Genomic DNA, 23,335 nt, shown 5'->3' on the forward strand with positions numbered 1-23,335 from the left:
GCCTTTGGACAGCATACTCCAACAGATCACAGACTGGCTGAAAGAAATGCTCATCGGAGCTATTATGGGAAATCTGTCGGGGATGTTTGAGTCCGTCAACAACCAGGTTGGCGAGATAGCAACCTCCGTGGGCAGAACGCCGGAGAGCTTTTCTCCGGAAATTTTTGCTATGGTTCGAAACATCTCCGAATCAGTGATTATTCCCATAGCAGGCTTGATTTTAACCTTCATTGCCTGCTATGAGCTGATTCAGCTGATTATTGACCACAACAATCTGGCAAATTTTGAAACCTGGATTTTCTTCAAATGGATTTTCAAAACTTTCGTTGCGGTCATGTTAATCACGAACACATTCAATATTACAATGGCAGTTTTCGATGTGGCACAACACGTGATAAACGCCAGCGGCGGCATCATAGCCGGTGACACAGCCATAGATGCTTCCGGCTTGGAAGCACTGGAGGAAACACTTCAGGGAATGGATTTGGGTCCGCTGATCGGTTTATTACTGCAATCTTTTGTTGTGCAGATCACGATGTATGCCCTTTCTATCATCATTTTCATTATCGTCTACGGAAGAATGATTGAAATCTATTTAATGGTGAGCCTTGCTCCGATTCCGTTTGCGACCTTTGCGAACCGGGAACAGAATCAGCTTGGACAGAATTATCTCCGTTCACTGCTGGCTCTCGGCTTCCAGGGATTTCTGATTCTGGTCTGCGTCGCTATTTATGCGGTGTTGGTACAGAGCGTAGCATTTTCGGACGATATTATCGCAGATATTTGGGGTGTTATGGGTTACACCGTACTGCTTTGCTTCACTTTGTTTAAAACAGGTACGCTTGCCAAAAGCGTATTCAATGCTCACTGATAGAAGGGAGGTCTTTCTTTGGCAGCATATATCCCCGTTCCTCGTGACCTGACGAGGGTGAAATCTAAGGTGTTCTTTAATCTGACAAAACGACAGCTTATTTGTTTTGGGACAGCGGCGCTCATTGGAGTGCCGTTTTTCTTTCTGCTCAAATCTGCCGGTAATGTCAGTCTGGCGGCGCTGGGCATGATCATCATCATGCTCCCGTTGTTTTTCCTTGCCATGTACGAAAAGGATGGTCAGCCGCTTGAGGTTATTGCACGTCATTTTATTCAGGCGAAATTTGTTCGTCCCAAAATCCGACCGTACAAGACGGATAACTATTACGAAGTGCTGATCCGTCAGTATCAGCTCGAAAAGGAGGTAGAACGAATTGTTTTTCAGAAAGAAAACAAAGGAAAGAGAAATAAAAATGCCCACTCATCTCAGCAGAAAACAGCAGAGAGAAATTAAAGCTGTGATTGAACGGGCGAAAAAGGATAACGGGATTCCGCAGACAGCCCAGCAGTCTATCCCGTTTCAGCGGATGTTTCCGGATGGGATTTGCCGTGTGACAGACAGCTACTACACCAAAACCATTCAGTTTCAGGACATCAACTATCAGCTGGCACAGCAGGAAGATAAAACAGCCATCTTCGATGAATGGTGCAGTTTTCTCAACTTTTTTGACAGCTCCATCCATTTTGAATTGTCCTTCATGAATATGAGTACCGATGCGGAGAGCTTTGAAAAAAGCGTCCGTATCCCATTCAAAAAAGATGACTTTAATTCCGTGCGGGCAGAATACAGCCAGATGCTGAAAAAGCAGCTTTCTCAGGGTAATAATGGTCTGACAAAAACAAAATATCTGACTTTCGGTATCGAAGCAGAGTCCATGCGTCAGGCAAAGCCGAGACTTACTCATATTGAGAATGATTTGCTCAACAATTTCCGCCGGTTGGGAGTCATTGCCAATGCACTGGACGGAAAGGAACGTCTGCGGCTCATGCATTCTATGTTCCACATGGGGGACGACGATAAGTTCTTTTTTGACTGGAAATGGCTGGTGGAATCCGGGCTTTCCGTCAAGGACTTTATTGTTCCCACTGCTTTTGTCTTTAAAAATAACCGCACGTTTCAGATGGGCAGTCTGTACGGCTCCATGTCCTTTCTTTCCATTACGGCATCCGATCTCAGTGACCGGATGCTGGCAGATTTTTTGGATATGGAGTCCAGTCAGATTGTAACCATGCACATCCAGTCGGTAGACCAGACCGCCGCTATCAAAAGTATCAAACGGACAATCACAGAGCTTGACCGCAGTAAAATTGAGGAGCAAAAAAAGGCAGTTCGCTCCGGATATGACATGGATATTCTTCCGAGCGATCTTGCCACCTACGGAAAGGATGCAAAGGCACTCCTGAAAGAGCTGCAAAGCCAGAATGAGCGAATGTTCATGGTGACGTTCCTTGTCATGAATACCGGACGTACAGAGCAGGAACTGGAAAACAATGTGTTTCAGGCTCAGAGCATTGCTCAGAAGCACAACTGCAATCTGCGGCGGCTGGACTTTCAGCAGGAACAGGGAGTGATGAGCAGTCTGCCCCTTGCCCATAACCTGATTGAGATTCGCCGAGGGCTGACTACCAGTTCCGCAGCAATCTTCGTTCCGTTCACCACGCAGGAACTGTTCCAGAGCGACGGCGAAACGCTCTACTATGGTTTGAACGCACTGTCTAACAACCTGATTATGGTGGACAGGAAAAAGCTGAAGAATCCGAATGGATTGATTCTGGGTACTCCTGGTTCCGGTAAGTCCTTCAGTGCAAAGCGTGAAATCACCAATGCCTTTCTGGTAACAGATGATGACGTTATCATCTGCGATCCGGAAGCAGAATATACCGCACTGGTTCAGAAATTCCGGGGACAGGTGGTAAAAATCAGTTCTTCCAGCACCAACTATATCAATCCGATGGATATTAACCTCAATTATTCAGAGGACGATAATCCGGTGGCACTGAAAGCTGATTTTATTCTGTCGCTCTGTGAGCTGATTGTGGGCAGTAAGGACGGTTTACAGCCGGTGGAAAAGACAGTTATTGACCGCTGTGTGCATCAGATTTACCAGCGGTATTTTGATGACCCGAAACCGGAAAATATGCCGATTCTGGAGGATTTGTACAATGCCCTGCTGAAACAGGATGAAAAGGAAGCCCGTCATGTTGCGACTGCACTTGAAATCTATGTCAAAGGCTCCCTTAATGTGTTCAACCACCGGACTAATGTGGATATTCAGAACCGCCTGGTATGCTATGACATCAAAGAATTGGGCAATCAGCTGAAAAAGATTGGTATGCTTGTCGTACAGGATCAGGTCTGGGGACGTGTCACTCAGAACCGCAATGCCGGAAAATCCACCCGGTATTATATTGACGAGTTCCATTTGCTCCTGAAAGAGGAGCAGACTGCAACCTATTCCATTGAAATCTGGAAGAGATTCAGAAAATGGGGTGGCATTCCTACAGGCATTACCCAGAACGTAAAAGACTTGCTTCGCAGTCCGGAAATAGCCAACATTCTGGAAAACTCCGATTTCATCTATATGCTCAATCAGGCAAGCGAGGACAGAGCCATTCTGGCACAGCGTTTGAATATCTCTCCGCATCAGCTTTCTTATGTCACAAACTCCGGTGAAGGAGAAGGGCTTCTGTTTTACGGTAATGTGATTCTGCCGTTTGTTGACCACTTCCCGAAGGATATTGAGCTGTACCGTATCATGACCACAAAATTGTCCGAGGTTTCCAAAGAGAAGGAGGGGTAATTCATGGTGAAACGACCTACCCGCCTTCAATTTACCGAAGATGATCTGTCCAGTGATGCCGTGAAAAAAGCTGCCGGGAAAGCGGATAAAGCCGCAACAAAGGCAGAAAAGGCGGTGGACAGGCTTACTCCTAAGAAGCACCGGAAACTGCGGCAGGAATCGGATATATCTGCTGACCGGACGAAAAAACTGCGATTTGACAAGGCAAAATCAGAAGAAATTCCGCCGAAGCCTTCCGGTATCAAACGGGTTGCAACTCGTGCTCCGGTAGATACGCTGTCTGCTACCGCCCACAAATCCATCTCCAAATATGAGGATGATAATGTGGGCGTACAGGCAGCCCACCAGACGGAACTGGGAGCAGAAACTGCTTATCATGTTGCCAGTCACGCTGCATACAGCCATAAGCTGAAAGCCTATGATAAAGCGGAAAAACTTGTTGGAAAATCTGATAAGGCAAATGTCAACGCTCTGTTTGAAAAGTTCAAAAAAGAGAATCCGGACGCTTCCTCGAATCCCGTTTCCCGCTGGCGGCAAAAGCACAATATCAAAAAGGAATATGCCGCCGCACGAGCCGGGAAAGGCGGAAAAGCCACAGTAAAAGGTGCAGAAAAGACTGCAAAAGGGGCAAAAACGGTAACGCAAAAAATTACAGATTTTTGTGTATCCCATAAAACGACGCTTCTTTGGGTACTGGCACTGGCATTGCTGTTTATGGTGGTGTCCGGAATGTTCTCTGCCTGCTCTACCATGTTCCAGGGCGGCACTCAGGTTGTTCTTGGCACTTCCTTTACTGCGGAAGATGAGGACATTCTGGGCACAGATGAAGATTATACGGCTTTGGAAAATGATTTACGGAGTCAGGCAGATAATATTGAATCCACCCATCCGGGATATGACGAGTACCGTTACTCTCTGGATGAAATCGGGCACAACCCTTATGAGCTTGCGTCATACCTGACGGTCATATTTGAGGACTACACCCGTGAAGAAGTGCAGGCAACATTGCAAAGTCTGTTTGAGCAGCAATATGAACTGACATTGGAGGAAGAAATTGAAATCCGCACACGGACAGAAACCAGAACCGGCACACGAACCCACACTGACCCGGAAACCGGTGAAACATGGGAAGAAGAATATGAGTATGAGGTAGAAGTCGAATACGAGTATTATATTCTCAATGTCACCTTGCGGAATTATGGACTGGGCAATGTGATTCGCTCCGCTGGCTTAACCGAAGATCAGATGGAACGATATGAGCTGTTGCTGGAAACGCTGGGAAATCGCTCCTACCTGTTTGGCGATGACATTTCTTCAGCACCTGGCGGTGGCGGAGAATATACGGATTATGATATTCCAGGGGAAGCTCTGACCGATACCGCATTTGCCAATATGATACGGGAAGCAGAAAAGTATCTGGGCTATCCGTATGTTTGGGGCGGTTCTTCCCCATCCACCAGTTTTGACTGTTCCGGCTTTGTGAGCTGGGTCATCAATAATTGCGGCAACGGCTGGAGCGTTGGCAGACAAACTGCTAACGGACTCAAAAATCTCTGTGACATTATCCCGCCGTCTGAAGCGAAACCTGGTGATCTGGTTTTCTTCCAGGGAACCTACAACACATCGGGAGCTTCTCATGTCGGCATTTATGTAGGCGATGGAATGATGATCCACTGCGGCGATCCGATTTCCTACGCTTCAATTGAAACGAATTATTGGCAGCAGCACTTTTACTGCTTTGGCAGAATCCCGTAAGCTGCCGGAAAGGAGAAGTTATGGGAGCAAAATTAGAAAAGCTTGGTGCGGAGCTTGCAAAAGCACGAAAAAAGAAAGCGGAATGGGATTCCAGGGTAAAGGATTTGGAACGCCGGTATCGTGAAGAGGAGAACTCCGAAATTCATGAGATGGTACACGCCGCCAATCTGACACCTGACCAGCTTTCAGAACTGCTTCGTATGTTTGCAGAAAATGCCGTACCGAAGCCTGAAACCATTCAATCTGTAACAGAGGAGGAAAATGCACATGAAAATTAAATATTTGGGTACTGCCTGTATGGCACTGCTTCTGAGCATTGGGCTGTTTTCTACAACGGCATTTGCCTATTCAGACGCTCCTGCTGAAACCACACAGGAGCAGACGGAGGAAGCAGCAGCCGAGGAAGAAAGTGAGCCGATGGAACCGCTTACGCCTGACGGGAATATGACGCTGGTGGATGATGAGGGCGAACACCCTTCTGCGGGGAAACAGTTCATTACTGTTGTGACGAAAACCGGCAATTATTTCTATCTCATTATCGACCGTGATGATGAAGGCAAGGAAACTGTCCACTTCCTGAATCAGGTGGATGAAGCCGATTTGATGAAGCTGATGGATGAGAAGGAGCTGGAGCAGGTACAGCCTGTCGAGGAAACAACGCCGACTCCTGAACCGGAATCTCAGCCTGATCCGGAACCGGAAATGCCGGAAACAGAGCTTGAGCCGGAAAAGGAGCCGAACCTGCTTCCGGCTATTTTGACCATTGTTCTTCTTGCTGCTGGCGGCGGATTCTTTGCATTCAAAAAGCTCAAGGGTAAAAAAGCGGAAAAAGCACAGGAAAAGCCTGATCCGGATGCCGATTATGTGGATGAGGAAGATTATGGGTATGAGGAATCTGACGATTATTCTGCGGATGAGGATGATGCAAAGTATTCGGATGATGAGGAGGATAACAACGAGCCGGTATAATCAGAACCGGCGGGCAGCCTTCGGGCTGTCTTACATAATGGGAGTATTTTCTCTGATACTGTCCCATAATAAAGAACAGGAGAGAGTTTATCTCCGTCATTATATTGAAATCTCCGTCATTTTAGGGTAAAATGAGGTAGATAAGTTGGAAATGAGGTAGATACCATGCGGCTATTTGATTATAAAAAGGAACCGGAAAAACTTTTGACACCGGAGATCGTGCAGATGGTTTCCGGTATCCATGAACACAAAGGGAAGCAGGAGTTATTTCTGGAAGCCAATATTGACGAACTGAAAACCCTTTTGGAAGTTGCATTGATTCAAAGTACGGGAGCTTCTAATCGTATCGAAGGTATTTATACAACGGATAAGCGACTGGAGGAACTGGTAAGCCAGAAAGCGGAACCCCGAAACCGTTCCGAACAGGAAATTGCAGGCTATCGTGAAGTACTTGCTACCATTCACGAAAGTTATGAATACATTGTTCCCCGTCCCAATCTGATTTTGCAGCTGCATCGGGATTTATATTCTTACTCTCAGAAAGCTGCTGGCGGAAGTTATAAAAATGCGGATAATGTCATTGCTGAAACAGATGCAGAAGGACATCAAAAGGCACGGTTTATTCCGGTTCCGGCATTTCAGACCGCAGAAGCAATGGAGGAACTTTGCAGAGAATTTTGGGAAGCCTGGGAAGCTGATCATATTGATAAACTTCTTCTGATTCCCATGTTTATTTTGGATTTTCTCTGTATCCATCCTTTTAATGACGGGAATGGACGCATGAGTCGCTTGCTGACTCTTCTGCTCTTCTATAAAGCCGGATATATTGTCGGGAAGTACATCAGTATGGAAATGCTGATTGAAAAAACCAAAGAAACCTATTATGAAGCATTGCAGGCAAGTTCAACCGGCTGGCATGAAAATGAGAACAGCTACGAACCTTTTGTAAAATATTATCTTGGTATTACGTTGAAAGCATACAATGAATTTGAAAGCCGTGTAGAACATTTGAAAAACCGCACACTTTCCAAGCCGGAACGAATCCGAGCCATGATTGACGAGAAGGTTGGAAAAATCACGAAAAAGGAAATCCTGGATGCCTGCCCTGACATTAGTAAAACAACGGTAGAACGCACTTTGACGGAATTGGTAAAGAGTGGTTACATCGCCAAAGTCGGTTCGGGGCCGGCTACCGGTTATGTCAGAATCTAAGTTATAGAAATCCTTATCTCCGTCATTAATTGATAAAATGACGGAGATATTTTATGAATGAGGCAGATACCTCTGTTACATAGCAGTCGTACATTTCGGTGTATGGCTGCTTTTATTTTGCTCTGAAGTGATGCAGATAATCCTCGGTACATAGCAGTTGTAGATTTTGGAATATAGATACTTTTACATAGTTTTCAGATTAAATAAGGGTGTAGTAAGATTCTAAAATTTAAAAATAAGATATTGACAGCCGATATCGGCTAATACTATTCTGTTAAGTAGAGGAGGTGAATCGAGTGAAGCGCTTATATACAATAGGTCAGGTTTCAGAATTAACAGGAATCAACAAGCGAACGCTTAAGTATTATATTGAACGGGATATGATCAGTCCTTCTGACAAAAAAGTAGAAGGTGGCAAAGAGTATTGGTTATATAGCGATTCGGATATAGCTAAAATCCGCCAAATTGCTTTATATAGAGAGCTAGGATATTCTGCTGATAAAATCAGAAAGATGATCCATTCTCCTCAGTTTGATTGGCGAGAAGCTATTGACACACAAATTGAAGAATTAAAGGCAAAGAAGAGGCATCTTGAAAATGTGATTTTTGCGGCTGAATTTATGAGGTACGCCAATGAATATGAAGGAAATGAGATAAAATTTGATATTTCCGATTTCGATAACAATATTGATCAGTTTGCTGTTAATACTTTTTCTACAAATGAGGAGGAACTGACCGAACAAAGCTTAAAGAAATTGAGTGATGAAATGATAAACGGGTTGAATATTTCGGATATTCAACAACAGGGGCAAAAAATTATTGAAATGATAGCAAAGCTTGGAAAGGCTATGGATTATGAACCGGATTCTGTAGAAGTCCAAAGGGAACTTTCAAGTATCTTTCTTTATTTTTCAGGACTCTCTGAAAAAGGTGACCTGAATCCTATAGATTTACTGTTTGGCATACGGTTGGTAAGTAATTTGAGCATGGACAGAATTTCCGATGTGATTTTTTCTAAGGAAGGGGCAAACGATTTTCTGTTGAAAGCACTTCAAGTATATTGCAATCGCATGAAGAAAGGAGAAAAAAATGGATAAAATTGTATCAAAAGTTGCTGCATTAGGAGTTCCGGGACTTGTGTTAGTAATTGCGATTGGAGCAACAGGATTAGCTGGGGGTGCTGCTATTACGGCAGCTCTTGCTGCATTAGGACCGGGAGGGATGATTGGTGGAATTGCGACACTTGGGGTCATAGGACTTTTATCTGAAGGAATTGCCAAATACGGTGTAGATGCAATTTTTTCGTCGGTAGTAAAAGAGTTATATAAACGAGGTGAAAGTAAGGAATCTATTCTTAAAAAAATCAAAAAGTATCCTATTTCTAGAGATTTGAAAAGAAAACTTAACGAATCTTTAGAAAAGATACCGTAAGAAGAAAGAGTTATATGCCATATTATTGATAGAAGCAATTTATACTAAGCAAATGAAAGAAAGGGTGAAAAAAATGAGTGAAAGATTCCCGGGTATTGATTGGTATTGTGATCGGTGTAATGCATATTTAAATTCACAGCCCGGATTCGATGATCACAAATACACTTGGAAATGTACCGAGTGTGGACATAAGAATAGTATTTCTTCTGATGATATTTATGAATCAGAGGAAGATTTTAGAAATGTAGATCGTTAAGGTGGATTTTATATGAAACATTTATTTAAAGCTACAAAAATGGGATGGGGAAAAGAGAAAGAAGGCATCTGGTTTGATTCGGATTATTATTCAAAGGAAGATGCTGAAGCAGAATTTAAACCTTATCAGGGAATAACAAAGCAAGGCTACCCCTACACTGGATATAGATATGATGGGCAGGAATACCATGATGTGACCTACCTAGGAGAATTCAGTGATGATGAATTGCCAAATAATGATGGAGAGTTAATAGAGTCAATTTTAAAAAATAAGTAGTTTAGTACATAGCCCTCAGGGATAACACCTTGTGGGCTATTTTTTATTTTCAGGAAAGGGGCAGATGCAAATGAAATTAGTATTGGCTGAGAAGCCATCTGTGGCACAGAGTATTGCTAAAGTGCTGGACGCAACGAAACGTGAGGACGGATACCTGGAGGGACACGGCTACATTGTCAGCTGGTGCGTCGGGCATCTGGTAGAATTATCACAGCCGGAAGCTTATGACGGGAAATACAGCAAATGGACGTATGCAGATTTACCAATCTTCCCTGAGCAGTGGAAGTACCAGATATCCGCCAGTACCAAAAAGCAGTTTGGGATTCTCAAAAAGCTGATGGCAAGAAAAGACGTGGAAAGCCTTGTCTGTGCAACGGATGCCGGACGTGAAGGTGAGCTGATTTTCCGTCTGGTTTATCATCAGTGCGGTTGTAAAAAGCCCTTTGAACGGCTCTGGATTTCTTCTATGGAGGATTCCGCTATCAGAGAGGGATTTGAGCAGCTGAAACCATCAACAGAATATGATGCTTTGTACGAAGCGGCATTATGCCGGGAGCGAGCCGACTGGTTGGTTGGAATTAACGCTACCCGGCTTTTTTCTACCCTTTACGGGCAGACGCTGAATGTGGGACGTGTCATGACGCCGACTCTGGCAATGGTCGTGATGCGTGAAGCTGCAATCTCCGCTTTCAAACCAGAACCTTTTTATACCGTGGAACTGACCTTGCAAGATTTTACGGTATCCAGTGAGCGTATAAAGGAGAAAGACCAGGCAAATGAAGTCTGCCGGAATTGTGCTGGTTCCGTGCTGACCGTCACGAAGGCAGAAAGTAAGGAAAAATCTGAAAAACCGCCTGCCCTGTATGATCTGACCTCTTTGCAGAGAGATGCAAACCGTGTTCTGGGATTTACTGCACAGCAGACGTTGGACTATACCCAGAGCTTGTATGAGAAAAAGTTGGTCACTTATCCACGCACTGACAGCCGGTATCTGACAAGTGATATGGAAAAATCGCTTCCGGAACTGGTGCAGTCACTTTTTCACATTTTTCCGGTGGAGGATGTGGAAAACATCCCTGTTCATGCGGCACAGGTTATCAATGACAGGAAGGTTTCTGACCACCATGCTATTATCCCGACCAAAGAAAGTTCAAAATACCATTTGGACGAACTTCCCAAAGGGGAACTTGCAGTTCTCCGGCTGATTGCCACCCGCCTGTTTTGTGCAGTTGGTGAACCGTTCCGGTACAACGAAAGCGTAATCGAGCTTTCCGATGGCAACTATGTCTTTTCTGCAAAGGGCAAAACCATCGTGCAGGAAGGGTGGAAAAAGTTCTCCGGAAAAGGCAGTGATGAGGAGAAGGATCAGCGAAAACAGCTACCGTCCCTTACAGTTGGCGAGGGATTGAGCGTTCATTCCGCAGAAGTCAGGGAAGGAAAAACCTCTCCGCCCAAACATTTTACGGAAGATACGCTTCTTCAGAGTATGGAAGCCGCCGGTGCGGAGGAAATGCCGGAAGATGCAGAGCGTAAAGGGCTGGGGACACCAGCTACCCGTGCTGCCACAATCGAAAAACTGGTACGGATTGGTTTTCTGGAACGTAAGGGCGATAAGAAAACCAAGCACCTGATTCCCACTCATAAAGGAACTGCCTTGGTGACAGTGATGCCGGAACAGATTCAATCTCCGTCCATGACAGCCGACTGGGAAGAAAAGCTGCTTCTGATTGAGCGTAGGAAATACGAAAGCGAAGCGTTTCTGAATGAAATTCAGGAGATGATTTCCGCACTGGTGCAGACCTATGAAAAGGTACAGGGTTCCGAAGTGCTGATGGCAAAGGAAGTCCGGACGGTCGGCGTTTGTCCGGTCTGTGGCAGTTCTGTAGAGGAACGGCAAAAGGGATTCTTCTGCTCAAACAGGCAGTGCCGGTTCGCATTATGGAAAAATAACCGCTATTTTGAGAGCATCGGCAAGAACCTGACAGCCACAGTGGCACAAAAACTCCTGTCGGACAGGAAAATCAGGCTGAAAGGCTGTAAATCCGCCAAAACCGGCAGGATGTTTGACGCAACAGTTGTCATGAATGTCACAGCGGAAGGGAAAGCGCAGTACAGCATGGAATTTGAAAATGGAGGAAAAACAAAATGATCAATGAGTTTAATCCGGAAGGAAAAGATATTCGTTTTATCGACAGTCATTATAAGGATTTGTTTCATATCCCGGATGGCGGAACCATTCAGGTACACTACTCCGATGATTCGGTAGTCATCAAACCCTGCAAGTTCATTGATGAGTACCATACGCAGATTGGAAATAATGTTTTTCATATCTGCCAGTTTGCAGAACTCCTGGAGCGTAACGGAAGCTATTGTCAGGCGGAACCGGAAATCATGGGGGACGAAGCAGCATGGCAGGTTGGGCGTGACCGGTATCTGGTACTCCAGACCTGTGAGGACGGTTACGACTATACCCTGTTTGACAGGGATTTTCGGGAAATTGATGGCGGTCAGCTGGATAATCCGGAATTTTCCATGCTGGAAGCAAGGACTGAGATTTTGGAGGACTTCGGGCTTCAGATGCGGGAGCTGCGGGCTGAGGTATATGAAGACATTATGGAAAAGGCAGAAGCTGCGGAGCTTCTTGATTCTGCGGAGAAATTATCTGTGATCGCTCAGTTGAAGCAGATTTCAGGACAGCCAGCACCGTCCAAAATGCTGCACAGTTGCGAAGAACCGGAAAGATAAGGGGGATGTTTATGTCACAGGATAAAATTGAACGTTGGAATGAAGTGGACGGCAATCTGGATAATTCGGAAAAAATGCAGGCGTTTTTGGACAGTACCACTGATGCGTATGCAATCTTACAGCTCAGGCACATTGATGAAACGGTATATGAACGCTTTGAATCTTATGATTCTCTGAAACGCCAGGGAAAAGAGCCGGATATTGACCACTATGATGTGGTATATATGGCTCATCTTTCCTCTTATACGGACCAGACTGCTATGCTGGAGGGGCTGTACACGAAATTCAATGTGGATCAGCCGGAGGATTTTCGGGGACACAGCCTGTCTGTCAGCGACATCGTGGCGTTGAAAACAGATGATGTGGTATCCTTTCACTATGTGGACTCGATTGGGTTCAGGGAACTTCAGGGATTTATGAAACCGGAAAATTATCTGAAGAATGCAGAGATGGCTGTGGAGGACGATTATGGGATGCTGGATGGCATTGTCAATAACGGGAAGGCTCCTGTTACAGAAGAACGCTCTTCTGTGTTGGCACAGTTAAAAGAGCGATCCGCTTTGGATGCCCCATATAAGCCTGCGAAATCCCATCCGGAAAGGGAGATGGAGTAATGGATTTGACCAGTGATGAAAAAATGTTGATTATGTTGTACAGCCCAGGGACAAGAATGGGACTGTGCGGAGTATTGAAAGAGATGAAGGAGCAGCTTCAGGATGACGAAACGGAGCTTTTGTCTTTGACAGATTCGGTGCTGAAAAAATTATCCGATATGGATGATGAAGCCTTTGAGAATCTGAACCTTTCTCTTGATTTTTGAAGATTGGAGGGAAACAATGAACGCTAAAGCGAGGTTTTATTCCGGTGTGGCAAGGGAAACCATCAACAGAATTACAGCCAGTCGGGAAAACTGGACTTCTTTTCTGACCACAATGGCTCGGAATTATGAGTTCACCTATCCGGAACAGGTTATGATTTATGCCCAGCGTCCCGATGCTACACTCTGCAAGCCTTATGAGGAATGGAACACTGAGCAGTATCGACGTTATGTGAAAAGATGTTCCAAAGGGATAGCTCTTTTTGTGATGAATCAGGATAAGCCGTATCTGAGATATGTCTTTGATGTGTCAGATACCGGTGTGCGCCGTTCTTCTCCGGCACTGAGCACATGGAAAGTGACCAATGAGAACCGTCCGTATATTATGGAGGAGATGGAACGTATTTTTCAGGTTCCGGCAGAAGGAATGCTGGAAAATCAGCTTGAAAATATCGCAATGAAACAGGCTTCGGAATATTGGACTGATTTCAGAAAACCAATCCTCGACATCGTTGCGAACAGCTTCCTGGAGGAGTATGATGAATATAACATCGAAGTAGCTTTTAAGACCGCAGTGGCAAACAGTGTATCCTATGCAATGTACAGCCGTCTTGCCGGAAATCCGGACGACTACTTCGAGCATGAAGATTTTGTCAATGTATTTGAGTTCAACACACGGCAGACTGTCAACGCACTTGGCACAGCGGTCAATGCAGTCAGCTCCAGAATGTTTGCTGAACTGGAAAAAGCAATCGAAGCCTATGAAAAAACGAAAACCATCGAAAGGAGCCATGATTATGAGCGAAATGACTTACAGACAAGCCGGGGATTATCAGATTCCGGACATCGAACTGAAGAACAGCGAAGAGAAGCCCCTGGGCAAGTACGGCAGGATGCGGAGAGCGTATCTGGAAGAGAACAATCCGATGCTGCTGAACGACCTGATTCTCAGCGAGGAGCTGTTTCCGCACCTTCAGGAGATCGACGAAACAGCACACCGCAGAGTCGAGCAGCTGATGAGCGAGCTGCTGGAGAAGAATCCGGCACCGGACAAAGCGACGCAGCAGATGGCATGGGTACAGCACATGAACAGCCTGAAAGCACAGGCGGAGGAAATCGTGACAGCGGAACTTATCAACAGTTAAGCCTGAACCTTTTCCTTTCTGAAGCGGAACAAATTAACTTTATTGATGAAGCAGAGAGCAAAACGCCCTCTGCTTTTTCTTTCGCTCAAAACGAAATTGACCAGGTGCTTGTCACTGGCGGTAACGAATCCAATCTCAGAATGACGGTGGCGCTGGAATATATGAAGGGAAAATCCACCGAGGAGATAGCAAAGCGTTTGCCGGAACTGTATCGTGGTAGCAATGGGTTCAAACTGGATGGGGTTGAGGTCAGCGTGTGGTTCGACGACCAGTGTATTCATCTTGCCAGAGGAAAAACTGCCCGTTTTGCTCCGTTCCGGCAGGTGGTATCCTGGCAGGAAGCAGCTGAGCGTATCGGAAAGCTTCTGGACAGCGGTGAGTATGCCACCAATGTGGAACTGGAAGAAGCTCCCGGCTACGAACGAACAAAGGTTGCAGAATCTTTCTGGTATCTTTACCATGACCTTTCCGATGAAGCCAAAGAACAGGGTTTTCTGACTTCTTTGCAGGAGATTCGTGGTAATGGATTTCCGAAGGAAACGGCTGCACTGGCTGACAAACTGGCAGACAGGCAGTTCAGAGCCACTTTGAGAGCTGAATATCAGAATTTTTTACAGGCACACAGCGAAGATTCTTCCCTGTTAAGATTCCATTATCACAAGCTGGAACACATGGCACAGCGACTGGATGAGCTTGATCTGCCACTCAGAGAATATCAGAGCACTATGACAATGCCGCCAGTTGTGCGTCAGTTTATCACCGATGATGAAATCAATGCGTCCCTTTCCGGCGGCAGTGGTGTTTCCGGTGGAAAAGCCCGCATCTATGAATACTGGCAGGAAGGACATTCGGCAAAAGAAAAAGCTGACTTTTTGAAAAACGAGTATGGTACGGGCGGTCACTCTCATGCTCTTTCCGGTGCTTCCGGCAGCGCTGAAGATCACGATGCAAAAGGGATTCGCTACACGAAAGACGGTTGTGATAAAGTACAGCTTTCCTGGACACAGGTTGCTTCCCGTATTGATTCTTTGATTTCGCAGGATCGTTATATGGCTCCGGAGGAGATTAAACCGGAACAGCAGGCGGATATTCCGGAAGAACCAGAAGACAGCCCGTTTGTCGAACAGGTAATGCGGGATGCGGAAACGATTGCTGCCGCAGAGGAACCGTATGAAAGATTTTTTGTCATTGATGTTGACCGTGGTTCCAAAATTGCGTATGCAATCTGGGATGACCAGACCAACGATTATTATGTGGACGAAGAAGGCGTTACCGAAGAATTTGACAGCGAATGGCAGGCAAACGACTATTTGCAGGAAGTAAAAAAGGCTGTTACTGCCAGAGAAGCTACGGAATGGGAATATATCGAGCACGCCAAATTTGAAGCAGTGTCTGAGCCGTCTTATCAGGTAGGTGATACCGTCTACCTGGAGGGAGAACCGTACAACATTACCAGAATCGGAACATTCAATGTGGAATTGCTGCCACCGGGCATGGTCTACCCCATTTATCGGGCGGAAAGCAAGGAGAATTTTGAACGCCTTCTGGGACAGGATGAGCGGAATGTCAGATTTCTTTCAGGTGCAGAGCAGGTAAAAGCAGATGTCTCATCCGAATCTGACCATTTTATCGACCATTACTATGTTGTGGAAGATTTGCAGGTTCAGGGGGCGCTTCAGCTCAGAGAGTACGGCACGTTTGAAGAAGCAATGAGGGCATACCAGTTCCTTCCTGCTGACCGGATGAAAGCCCTGGGTGTGCAGAACACAAGAACTCCTCTCCCTGGCAGCCTGGATTTGATTCAGTGCAAAGATGGCGAAGATACAATCGTTCAGGACTATATGAAGGTAGACGGCTGGCAGAATCCTGAGATTCTGAGTTTGGTACAGAATATTGAAACCACAATTCAGACAAAGGAAATCCTGGATGTTCCGGCGGTCAACTTTCATATCACAGACGACCGTCTTGGCGAAGGCGGGGCGAAGGCAAAGTTCCGAGCCAATATGGATGCGATACAGGTGCTCAGGGAACTGGAATCTGAAGACAGGAATGCTGCACCGGAAGAGCAGGAAATCCTTTCCCGGTATGTCGGCTGGGGCGGACTTGCGGACGCTTTCGATGAAAACAAGGCAAATTGGGCAGGTGAGTTCCGGGAACTTCGTGCAGCTCTTTCTCAGGAGGAATATGCGGCGGCAAGAGCCAGTACCCTGAACGCTCATTACACCAGTCCTACCGTTATCCGTGCCATTTATGATGCTGTTGAACAAATGGGATTTGAAAGCGGGAATATTCTGGAGCCTGCAATGGGAATCGGAAACTTTTTCGGAATGCTGCCGGATACCATGCGAAACAGCAATCTGTACGGTGTGGAGCTGGATTCCGTCAGCGGGCGTATCGCTCAGAAACTTTATCCCAATGCGGAAATTAGGGTGGCAGGATTTGAAACTACCGACCGTCGTGATTTTTATGATTTGGCAGTTGGCAATGTTCCCTTTGGAAACTACAAGGTTGCGGATAAGCCCTATGACAAGCTGGGATTTTCGATTCACAACTATTTTTTCGCCAAAGCCTTAGACCAGGTGCGTCCGGGCGGTGTAGTTGCCTTTGTGACCAGCCGTTTTACGATGGATTCCAAAAACTCCGATGCTCGCCGGTATATTGCACAGAGAGCAGAACTGCTGGGAGCAATCCGTCTGCCTAATAATGCGTTCAAGGCAAATGCCGGTACAGAAGTGGTATCTGATATTATCTTTCTTCAGAAGCGTGACCACCCGGTGGATATTGTACCGGACTGGGTTCATCTGAACACTACACCGGATGGATACACCATGAACAGCTATTTTGTGGAGCATCCGGAAATGATTCTTGGTGAGCTTTCGGCGGAGAGCACACAATACGGCAAGGATGAGCTTACAGTGCATCCCCGTGAAGGTGCGGAGCTGGCGGAACTGCTTCATAAAGCTGTAGCTCAGATCGGGGGCACTTATACGCCAGTGGAGCTTACCGAGGAAGCTGGCAGTCAGAAAAAAGAGCAGCTTACGATTCCAGCTAGACCGGACGTGAAAAATTTCTCTTACGCTGTGGTGGATGGTGACGTATATTTCCGAGAAAATTCCGTAATGCGTCTGGTAGAGCTGAATGAAAAAGCCAAAGAGCGTGTCTGCGGTATGGTAGAGCTTCGCCGGATTGTCAACGAGCTGATTGAATATCAGCTGGAAGATTATCCAGATGAGATGATCCGGAAAAAACAGGAAGAGTTAAACGCTGCCTATGATGCTTTTACCGACAAAAACGGGCTGATCAATAACCGTGCCAATGGTCAGGTCTTTGCGGATGATTCTTCTTACTATCTTCTGTGTTCACTGGAAAACATTGATGAAGACGGCAATCTGAAAAGCAAGGCGGATATGTTCACCAGGCGGACGATCAAACCGGAACGCCGGATAAGCGGCGTTGATACTCCGTCGGAAGCACTGGCGGTTTCCATTGGTGAGCGTGGCAAGGTGGATCTGCCTTATATGGCGGAACTTCTGGGGACTCCAGGCGAATATGATTCCATCAAAGCAGAGCTGAAAGGAGTTATCTTCAAAGACCCGATGGCTCCGGACGATGCGGTTTCCGGCTGGCAGACCGCCGATGAATACCTTTCCGGCGATGTACGAAACAAGCTGCGTATTGCTCAGATAGCGGCACAAAACGATGCTTCTTTTGAAATCAATGTACAGGCATTGCAGAAAGCACAGCCGAAAGACCTGGATGCTTCCGAGATTGACGTGCGGCTGGGGGCGACCTGGGTTTCTCCTGATTATATCCAGCAGTTCATGCAGGAAACCTTTGAAACTCCATTCTATCTTCGGAAAAATATTGAAGTAAAGTATTCCGAATTTACTGCGGAATGGAGAATCACCGGAAAAAGTTCTCCGGGCTATAACGATGTGGCGGCATATATGACCTATGGAACCGAAAGAGCCAATGCGTATCGTATCCTGGAAGAAACGCTGAATCTGAAAGATATTCGTGTCTATGATACTGTCGAGAGTGCAGACGGAAAACAGAAACGTGTCCTCAACAAAAAGGAAACGACTCTGGCACAGCAGAAACAACAGGCAATCAAAGATGCGTTTCGTGACTGGGTGTGGAAAGACCCGCAACGCCGGGAAGATTTAACTCGAACCTATAATGAGCTGTTTAATTCGACCCGTCCCCGTGAATATGATGGAAGTCATATCCGCTTCGGTGGCATGAATCCCGATATTACCCTTCGGGAGCACCAGAGGAATGCGATTGCTCATGTACTTTACGGTGGCAATACCCTTCTGGCGCACGAAGTAGGCGCAGGAAAAACCTTTGAAATGGCGGCTTCCGCTATGGAAAGCAAGCGTCTGGGACTGAGTCAGAAAGCGTTGTTTGTCGTGCCGAATCATCTGACTTTACAGTGGGCAAATGAGTTTCTGCGGCTGTATCCCAGTGCAAAACTTCTGGTAGCGACAAAAAAGGACTTTGAAACGGCAAACCGCAAAAAATTTTGTGCGAGGATTTCGACCGGTGATTACGATGCGGTGATTATCGGGCACAGCCAGTTTGAAAAAATCCCGCTTTCTCCGGAACGGCAGGAACGACAGCTCCGGGAACAGATTGACGAGATCGAAAATGCGATTGCAGAGCTGAAATATCAGCGTGGCGAAAATTTCACGATCAAGCAGATGGAAAAAACACGGAAATCCCTGGAAACAAGGCTGGAGAAACTTCTTGCCACTGACCGCAAAGATGATGTGGTAACCTTTGAACAGCTGGGGGTTGACCGCCTGTATGTGGATGAGAGTCATGCGTTCAAAAACCTCTTTTTGTACACAAAAATGAGGAATGTGGCAGGTCTGTCCACTTCGGAAGCCCAGAAATCTTCGGATATGTTCATGAAATGCCGCTATATGGATGAACTGACCGGCGGGCGTGGCGTGGTCTTTGCGACTGGCACTCCCGTGTCCAATTCCATGACCGAGCTTTACACGGTAATGCGTTACCTTCAATATGATACACTCCAGAAGAAGAACCTGACGCATTTTGATTGCTGGGCATCTATTTTCGGTGAAACAACCACTGCCATCGAACTGGCTCCTGAAGGTACGGGATACCGTGCCAGAACCAGGTTTGCGAAGTTTTTTAATCTGCCTGAGCTGATGAATATGTTCCGGGAAGTGGCAGATATAAAAACCTCCGACCAGCTCAATCTTCCTGTTCCGGAAGCAAAGTTTGAAACCGTTGTTGTTCAGCCGTCCGACTATCAAAGAGACATGGTAGCAGAACTTTCCGAGCGTGCGGCGGCGGTACACTCCGGCATGGTAGACCCATCGGAAGATAATATGCTCAAGATAACGTCAGATGGAAGAAAGCTGGGGCTGGATCAGCGTCTGATGAATCCGCTTCTTCCCGATGACCCAAACAGCAAACTCAACGCCTGCGTCCGGAATGTGCTCCGTATCTGGGAAGAAGGGAAAGAGGGCAGGCTGACACAGCTGCTGTTCTGTGACCTATCCACTCCGAAAAACGATGGGAATTTCAACGTTTATGATGACATCAAAGCAAAACTGATTGCGGGAGGTGTTCCGGAAAATGAGATAGCATTTATTCATGATGCCGATTCGGAAGCGAAGAAGAAGGAACTGTTTGCGAAAGTTCGTACCGGTCAGGTGCGTGTACTGCTTGGCAGTACGCAGAAAATGGGAGCCGGGACAAACTGCCAGGATTGCCTGATTGCACTCCACCATTTGGATGTGGGCTGGCGTCCTTCTGATATGACACAACGAAATGGGCGTATTATCCGTCAGGGAAATCAAAATAAGGAAGTACAAATTTACCAGTACGTCACGGAAGGAACCTTCGATGCGTATCTTTACCAAACTCTGGAAAACAAACAGAAGTTTATCTCGCAGATTATGACATCGAAATCACCCGTCCGTTCCTGTGATGATGTGGATGAACAGGCATTGTCCTATGCGGAGATCAAGGCTCTGTGTGCCGGAAATCCGCTGATTAAGGAAAAGATGGACTTGGATATTGATGTGGCAAGGCTGAAGGTTTTGAAAGCTGATTATCAGAGCCAGCAGTACCGGATGGAGGATAAGCTCCTGAAATATTTCCCGGCAGAGATTGAAAAGCAGACAGGTTATGTTCATGGGTTTGAAGCAGACAACAAAACAGCGGAATCTCATCCGCAGATTACTGATGGATTCTGTGGCATGGAGATTTTGGGAAAACACTATTCAGAAAAAGCGGATGCCGGTGAGATGATTCTTGCCGCCTGCAAAGAGATGAAAGGGACTGAGCCAATCTCTCTTGGAAATTATCGTGGCTTTCAGATGGAGCTTTCATTTGACAGTTTTCAGTATGAGTTTGATATTGTCCTGAAAGGCGCTGTAAGCCATCGAGTACCGCTTGGAACTGATGCTAGGGGAAATATCATTCGACTGGATAATGCTCTTTCCGGTATTCCGGAGAAGATGGAAAATGCCAGAGACAGGCTGATAAATCTCTATAATCAGCAGGAAGCAACAAAAGCAGAATTGGGTAAACCATTCCCACAGGAAGCGGAACTTGCTCAAAAGAGTGCTCGTCTGGCGGAACTGGATGCGGCTCTGAACATGGAAGATACGTTGCCTGAACATGAGGAAGTGGAGTATTCGGAAAAGCCGTCTGTTCTGGCAGACTTGAAATCCAGATCAGAGCACGTTCTTCCGTATCGTGTATCTGCGGGGCGTGAGGAGGTGCTGTAATGGGCAGACGGGATCAGGACGTTCATTTTCTGGCATCCAAAGAAGAAGTACAGAGAATCCATGAAAAAATGGATGAGCTGGGTATTCGGAGCATGGGAGCCTACCTTCGGAAAATGGCATTGGACGGATACTGCATCAATCTGGATTTGCAGGACGTGAAAGCACTGGTTTCCCTTCTGAGAAGATGCAGTAACAACCTGAATCAATATGCCAGGAGAGCCAATGAAACAGGCAGCATTTATGAATCTGATATCAGAGATTTGCAGGAACGGCTGGAGGAAATCTGGGACGACATGAAGGAGGTGCTGGTTCGTCTGTCCAGTATTCAGTAATCAAACATGGGCTGCGGCATGAAAATGCAGCAGCTGTACATATTGACATCGTTGTGTTTCGTTTTTCAAAACAGTATAATAAGAGTAAGAAAGAAAGGGGTGTGCTTCTATGAGATTCCTGAAATTTTTATTGAAAATCATTTTAAAGCTGATTGTACTGCCGGTATTGTTTGTTCTGAGTCTGATTTGTTTTCTGGCAAAGCTTGCTCTGGATGTTTCATCTTTTGCCATAGGAGCACTGATCCTGTACATCATCGGATGTTGCATCTACTGCGTTTTTCAGTCCCTGTGGTTGCAGCTTGCTCTGCTTGTGGGAATTGGGCTTGCAGTATATGCGGCATTGTTTCTGTTTGTTTTGTTTCAGGAAATCGGGGAACGAATCAAAGAGAACCTGCACGATTTTATTTTTTCATAAAGCTATCGGTAAGGCTGCCTGCGGGCAGTCTTATTTTTTGAGAGGATGGTGAGAAGATGGCGGCAACAAGACTGATTGCCCTTCATGTAAACAAAGGAAAAACGGTGGCACAGTGTCTGGCAGACCGTACAGATTATTCCCAGAACGCAGCAAAGACGGATGACGGAAAGTATATCAGTTCCTATGAATGTGACCCGAAAACAGCTGATGAGGAGTTTCTTCTGACGAAGCGGCAGTACCAGCATATCACAGGCAGGCAACAGAAAAATGACATCATTGCGTACCAGATACGACAGTCTTTTAAACCTGGGGAGATTACACCGGAAGAAGCGAACCGTGTTGGTTATGAAACAGCAATGCGATGGACAAAAGGAAAACATGCCTTTATCGTGGCGACGCATATTGATCGGTCGCATATCCATAACCATATCATTTATAATTCAACTTCCCTGGATTGTACTCGCAAGTTTAAGAACTTTTTCCTTTCCGGACTTGCGGTTCAGCGATTAAGTGACATGGTTTGTATTGAGCATGGATTGTCGGTTATTGAGCCGAAGCCATATCGGGAACGGGTAAAAAGGACAGTCTTCCCCAAAAAGCGTTCCAAACGGGATGAGCTTTGTGCGACGATTGACCAGGTGCTGAAAAAGAAGCCAAAAGATTTTTCTGAATTTGTTCTTCAGCTTTCGGAGTTGGGATATGAATTTAAGGATGGGAAGAACCCGGCTTTCCGGCACAGCGGAGAAAAGAGCTTTCTTCGTTTACGCTCTCTTAGAGACGGATACAGCCTGGAGGATATAACCGCAATACTGTCAGGAAAGTCCGTTCAGAAAACTCCGAGAGCCAGCAAACAGGTTCACACGCAAAGAGAATTTAACCTTCTGATTGATATTCAGGCAAAGCTGGCTGAAGGAAAATCGGCGGGCTATGAACGCTGGGCGAAAAAATATAACCGCAAAGAAGCTGCCCGTACCGTTTGCCTTCTGAAGGAAAAAGGAATTGGCAACTATGAAGAACTGTCTGCATTGGCGGAACGTCTGAGTCAGCGATTTGGAGAATTGTCCGAAATCATTAAAGCTGATGAAAAGAGAATGGTTGAGATCGGAGCGTTGCAGACGCACATCAATAACTATTCAAAGACTCGACCAATATATGAAGCCTACCGTAAATCCGGATACAGCAAAAAGTTTTTTGAAGAACACCGGGAAGAGATTCAGATTCATAAAGTCGCAAAGCAGGCGTTCGATCAGCTGCCTGGGAAAAAGGTTCCGTCCAGACAATCACTGCATGAGGAGTACAATCGTCTTTTGACAGAAAAGAAAAAAGCCTACGCTGAATACCGGCAGGTACGAAAGGATATGCAGGAATATCTGACTGCGAAACAAACGGTGGAGCATATCCTTGGAATGGATCGGAAAAAGAAAGAGGAACAACAGCGGAAAGAACGCTAAAATAAAGAATGCCACAGATCGCATTTCAGTTTCGTATGCGGTCTGTGGCTGCTTTTTTCGTGGAAAATTGTATGCGGTTCCAAAAAGAAA

19 protein-coding genes are annotated in these 23,335 nt (G+C 46.0%); all 19 read left to right on the plus strand.

Going from position 1 to position 23,335, the window contains the following annotated elements; genetic code table 11:
- Positions 1–4: 4 nt before the first annotated feature.
- Positions 5–871 carry a VirB6/TrbL-like conjugal transfer protein, CD1112 family gene (locus ACLROL_RS04010; protein ID WP_204907636.1) on the plus strand — a complete coding sequence of 289 codons (867 nt, stop codon included), beginning with the start codon at positions 5–7 and terminating at the stop codon, positions 869–871.
- Between the two features lie 18 nt (positions 872–889).
- Complete coding sequence (locus tag ACLROL_RS04015; protein WP_413067376.1) at positions 890–1,324, plus strand: PrgI family protein; 435 nt, start codon at positions 890–892, stop codon at positions 1,322–1,324.
- Positions 1,284–3,671: a VirB4-like conjugal transfer ATPase, CD1110 family gene (locus ACLROL_RS04020; RefSeq protein ID WP_413067377.1), complete on the plus strand. Its 2,388-nt coding sequence runs from the start codon at positions 1,284–1,286 to the stop codon at positions 3,669–3,671. The genes ACLROL_RS04015 and ACLROL_RS04020 overlap by 41 nt, the downstream gene beginning before the upstream one ends.
- 3 nt (positions 3,672–3,674) lie before the next feature.
- Positions 3,675–5,426 (plus strand): C40 family peptidase, encoded by a 1,752-nt coding sequence (locus tag ACLROL_RS04025; RefSeq protein ID WP_413067378.1) that lies wholly within the window; start codon positions 3,675–3,677, stop codon positions 5,424–5,426.
- Between the two features lie 20 nt (positions 5,427–5,446).
- Positions 5,447–5,704 carry a DUF4315 family protein gene (locus ACLROL_RS04030; protein WP_204907632.1) on the plus strand — a complete coding sequence of 86 codons (258 nt, stop codon included), beginning with the start codon at positions 5,447–5,449 and terminating at the stop codon, positions 5,702–5,704.
- Positions 5,694–6,395 carry a DUF4366 domain-containing protein gene (locus tag ACLROL_RS04035; protein ID WP_413067379.1) on the plus strand — a complete coding sequence of 234 codons (702 nt, stop codon included), beginning with the start codon at positions 5,694–5,696 and terminating at the stop codon, positions 6,393–6,395. Before ACLROL_RS04030 ends, ACLROL_RS04035 begins: the two co-directional genes overlap by 11 nt.
- Before the next feature lie 165 nt (positions 6,396–6,560).
- Entirely contained in the window at positions 6,561–7,607 is a 1,047-nt protein-coding gene (locus ACLROL_RS04040; RefSeq protein ID WP_413067380.1) for a Fic family protein, read from the plus strand.
- 296 nt (positions 7,608–7,903) lie between these two features.
- Positions 7,904–8,704 carry a MerR family transcriptional regulator gene (locus ACLROL_RS04045; RefSeq protein ID WP_413067381.1) on the plus strand — a complete coding sequence of 267 codons (801 nt, stop codon included), beginning with the start codon at positions 7,904–7,906 and terminating at the stop codon, positions 8,702–8,704.
- On the plus strand, positions 8,697–9,038 hold the full coding sequence (locus ACLROL_RS04050; RefSeq protein WP_413067382.1) for a hypothetical protein: 342 nt from the start codon (positions 8,697–8,699) through the stop codon (positions 9,036–9,038). Before ACLROL_RS04045 ends, ACLROL_RS04050 begins: the two co-directional genes overlap by 8 nt.
- A gap of 268 nt (positions 9,039–9,306) precedes the next feature.
- The gene (locus tag ACLROL_RS04055; protein ID WP_413067383.1) at positions 9,307–9,570 is read left to right on the plus strand and encodes a hypothetical protein; all 264 of its coding nucleotides are present in this window, start codon (positions 9,307–9,309) and stop codon (positions 9,568–9,570) included.
- Positions 9,571–9,640: 70 nt separating this feature from the next.
- Entirely contained in the window at positions 9,641–11,719 is a 2,079-nt protein-coding gene (locus tag ACLROL_RS04060) for a DNA topoisomerase 3 (protein WP_413067384.1), read from the plus strand.
- The gene (locus ACLROL_RS04065) at positions 11,716–12,315 is read left to right on the plus strand and encodes an LPD16 domain-containing protein (RefSeq protein ID WP_413067385.1); all 600 of its coding nucleotides are present in this window, start codon (positions 11,716–11,718) and stop codon (positions 12,313–12,315) included. Before ACLROL_RS04060 ends, ACLROL_RS04065 begins: the two co-directional genes overlap by 4 nt.
- 11 nt (positions 12,316–12,326) lie before the next feature.
- Positions 12,327–12,929, plus strand: coding sequence for a YodL domain-containing protein (locus ACLROL_RS04070; RefSeq protein ID WP_413067386.1), 603 nt, complete (start codon positions 12,327–12,329; stop codon positions 12,927–12,929).
- Positions 12,929–13,135, plus strand: a complete 207-nt coding sequence (locus ACLROL_RS04075) for a transposon-transfer assisting family protein (protein WP_204907626.1) — start codon at positions 12,929–12,931, stop codon at positions 13,133–13,135. The genes ACLROL_RS04070 and ACLROL_RS04075 overlap by 1 nt, the downstream gene beginning before the upstream one ends.
- A gap of 803 nt (positions 13,136–13,938) precedes the next feature.
- Positions 13,939–14,277 (plus strand): TnpV protein, encoded by a 339-nt coding sequence (locus tag ACLROL_RS04080; protein WP_243424686.1) that lies wholly within the window; start codon positions 13,939–13,941, stop codon positions 14,275–14,277.
- 731 nt (positions 14,278–15,008) lie between these two features.
- A complete protein-coding gene (locus tag ACLROL_RS04085; RefSeq protein WP_413067397.1) occupies positions 15,009–21,047 on the plus strand; it encodes an SNF2-related protein in 6,039 nt (2,012 codons plus the stop codon).
- On the plus strand, positions 21,047–21,379 hold the full coding sequence (locus ACLROL_RS04090; RefSeq protein WP_204907622.1) for a plasmid mobilization protein: 333 nt from the start codon (positions 21,047–21,049) through the stop codon (positions 21,377–21,379). The genes ACLROL_RS04085 and ACLROL_RS04090 overlap by 1 nt, the downstream gene beginning before the upstream one ends.
- Positions 21,380–21,488: 109 nt before the next feature.
- Positions 21,489–21,794, plus strand: coding sequence for a hypothetical protein (locus ACLROL_RS04095; protein WP_204907621.1), 306 nt, complete (start codon positions 21,489–21,491; stop codon positions 21,792–21,794).
- A 56-nt stretch (positions 21,795–21,850) separates the two neighbouring features.
- A complete protein-coding gene (locus ACLROL_RS04100; RefSeq protein ID WP_204907620.1) occupies positions 21,851–23,245 on the plus strand; it encodes a relaxase/mobilization nuclease domain-containing protein in 1,395 nt (464 codons plus the stop codon).
- The last annotated feature ends 90 nt before the right edge of the window (positions 23,246–23,335 follow it).

The sequence above is a fragment of the Sellimonas sp. genome (assembly GCF_047234585.1).
GTDB classification, from domain to species: Bacteria; Bacillota; Clostridia; order Lachnospirales; family Lachnospiraceae; genus Sellimonas; species Sellimonas caecigallum.

What these genes read in the sequence shown, in the direction of transcription:
- ACLROL_RS04070 (WP_413067386.1), top strand. Translation starts at nt 12,327, where the DNA reads ATGTCACAGGATAAAATTGAACGTTGGAATGAAGTGGACGGCAATCTG.
- ACLROL_RS04060 (WP_413067384.1), top strand. Translation starts at nt 9,641, where the DNA reads ATGAAATTAGTATTGGCTGAGAAGCCATCTGTGGCACAGAGTATTGCT.
- ACLROL_RS04055 (WP_413067383.1), top strand. Translation starts at nt 9,307, where the DNA reads ATGAAACATTTATTTAAAGCTACAAAAATGGGATGGGGAAAAGAGAAA.
- ACLROL_RS04075 (WP_204907626.1), top strand. Translation starts at nt 12,929, where the DNA reads ATGGATTTGACCAGTGATGAAAAAATGTTGATTATGTTGTACAGCCCA.
- ACLROL_RS04095 (WP_204907621.1), top strand. Translation starts at nt 21,489, where the DNA reads ATGAGATTCCTGAAATTTTTATTGAAAATCATTTTAAAGCTGATTGTA.
- ACLROL_RS04100 (WP_204907620.1), top strand. Translation starts at nt 21,851, where the DNA reads ATGGCGGCAACAAGACTGATTGCCCTTCATGTAAACAAAGGAAAAACG.
- ACLROL_RS04025 (WP_413067378.1), top strand. Translation starts at nt 3,675, where the DNA reads ATGGTGAAACGACCTACCCGCCTTCAATTTACCGAAGATGATCTGTCC.
- ACLROL_RS04040 (WP_413067380.1), top strand. Translation starts at nt 6,561, where the DNA reads ATGCGGCTATTTGATTATAAAAAGGAACCGGAAAAACTTTTGACACCG.
- ACLROL_RS04030 (WP_204907632.1), top strand. Translation starts at nt 5,447, where the DNA reads ATGGGAGCAAAATTAGAAAAGCTTGGTGCGGAGCTTGCAAAAGCACGA.
- ACLROL_RS04050 (WP_413067382.1), top strand. Translation starts at nt 8,697, where the DNA reads ATGGATAAAATTGTATCAAAAGTTGCTGCATTAGGAGTTCCGGGACTT.
- ACLROL_RS04090 (WP_204907622.1), top strand. Translation starts at nt 21,047, where the DNA reads ATGGGCAGACGGGATCAGGACGTTCATTTTCTGGCATCCAAAGAAGAA.
- ACLROL_RS04035 (WP_413067379.1), top strand. Translation starts at nt 5,694, where the DNA reads ATGAAAATTAAATATTTGGGTACTGCCTGTATGGCACTGCTTCTGAGC.
- ACLROL_RS04065 (WP_413067385.1), top strand. Translation starts at nt 11,716, where the DNA reads ATGATCAATGAGTTTAATCCGGAAGGAAAAGATATTCGTTTTATCGAC.
- ACLROL_RS04020 (WP_413067377.1), top strand. Translation starts at nt 1,284, where the DNA reads ATGCCCACTCATCTCAGCAGAAAACAGCAGAGAGAAATTAAAGCTGTG.
- ACLROL_RS04080 (WP_243424686.1), top strand. Translation starts at nt 13,939, where the DNA reads ATGACTTACAGACAAGCCGGGGATTATCAGATTCCGGACATCGAACTG.
- ACLROL_RS04085 (WP_413067397.1), top strand. Translation starts at nt 15,009, where the DNA reads ATGCCGCCAGTTGTGCGTCAGTTTATCACCGATGATGAAATCAATGCG.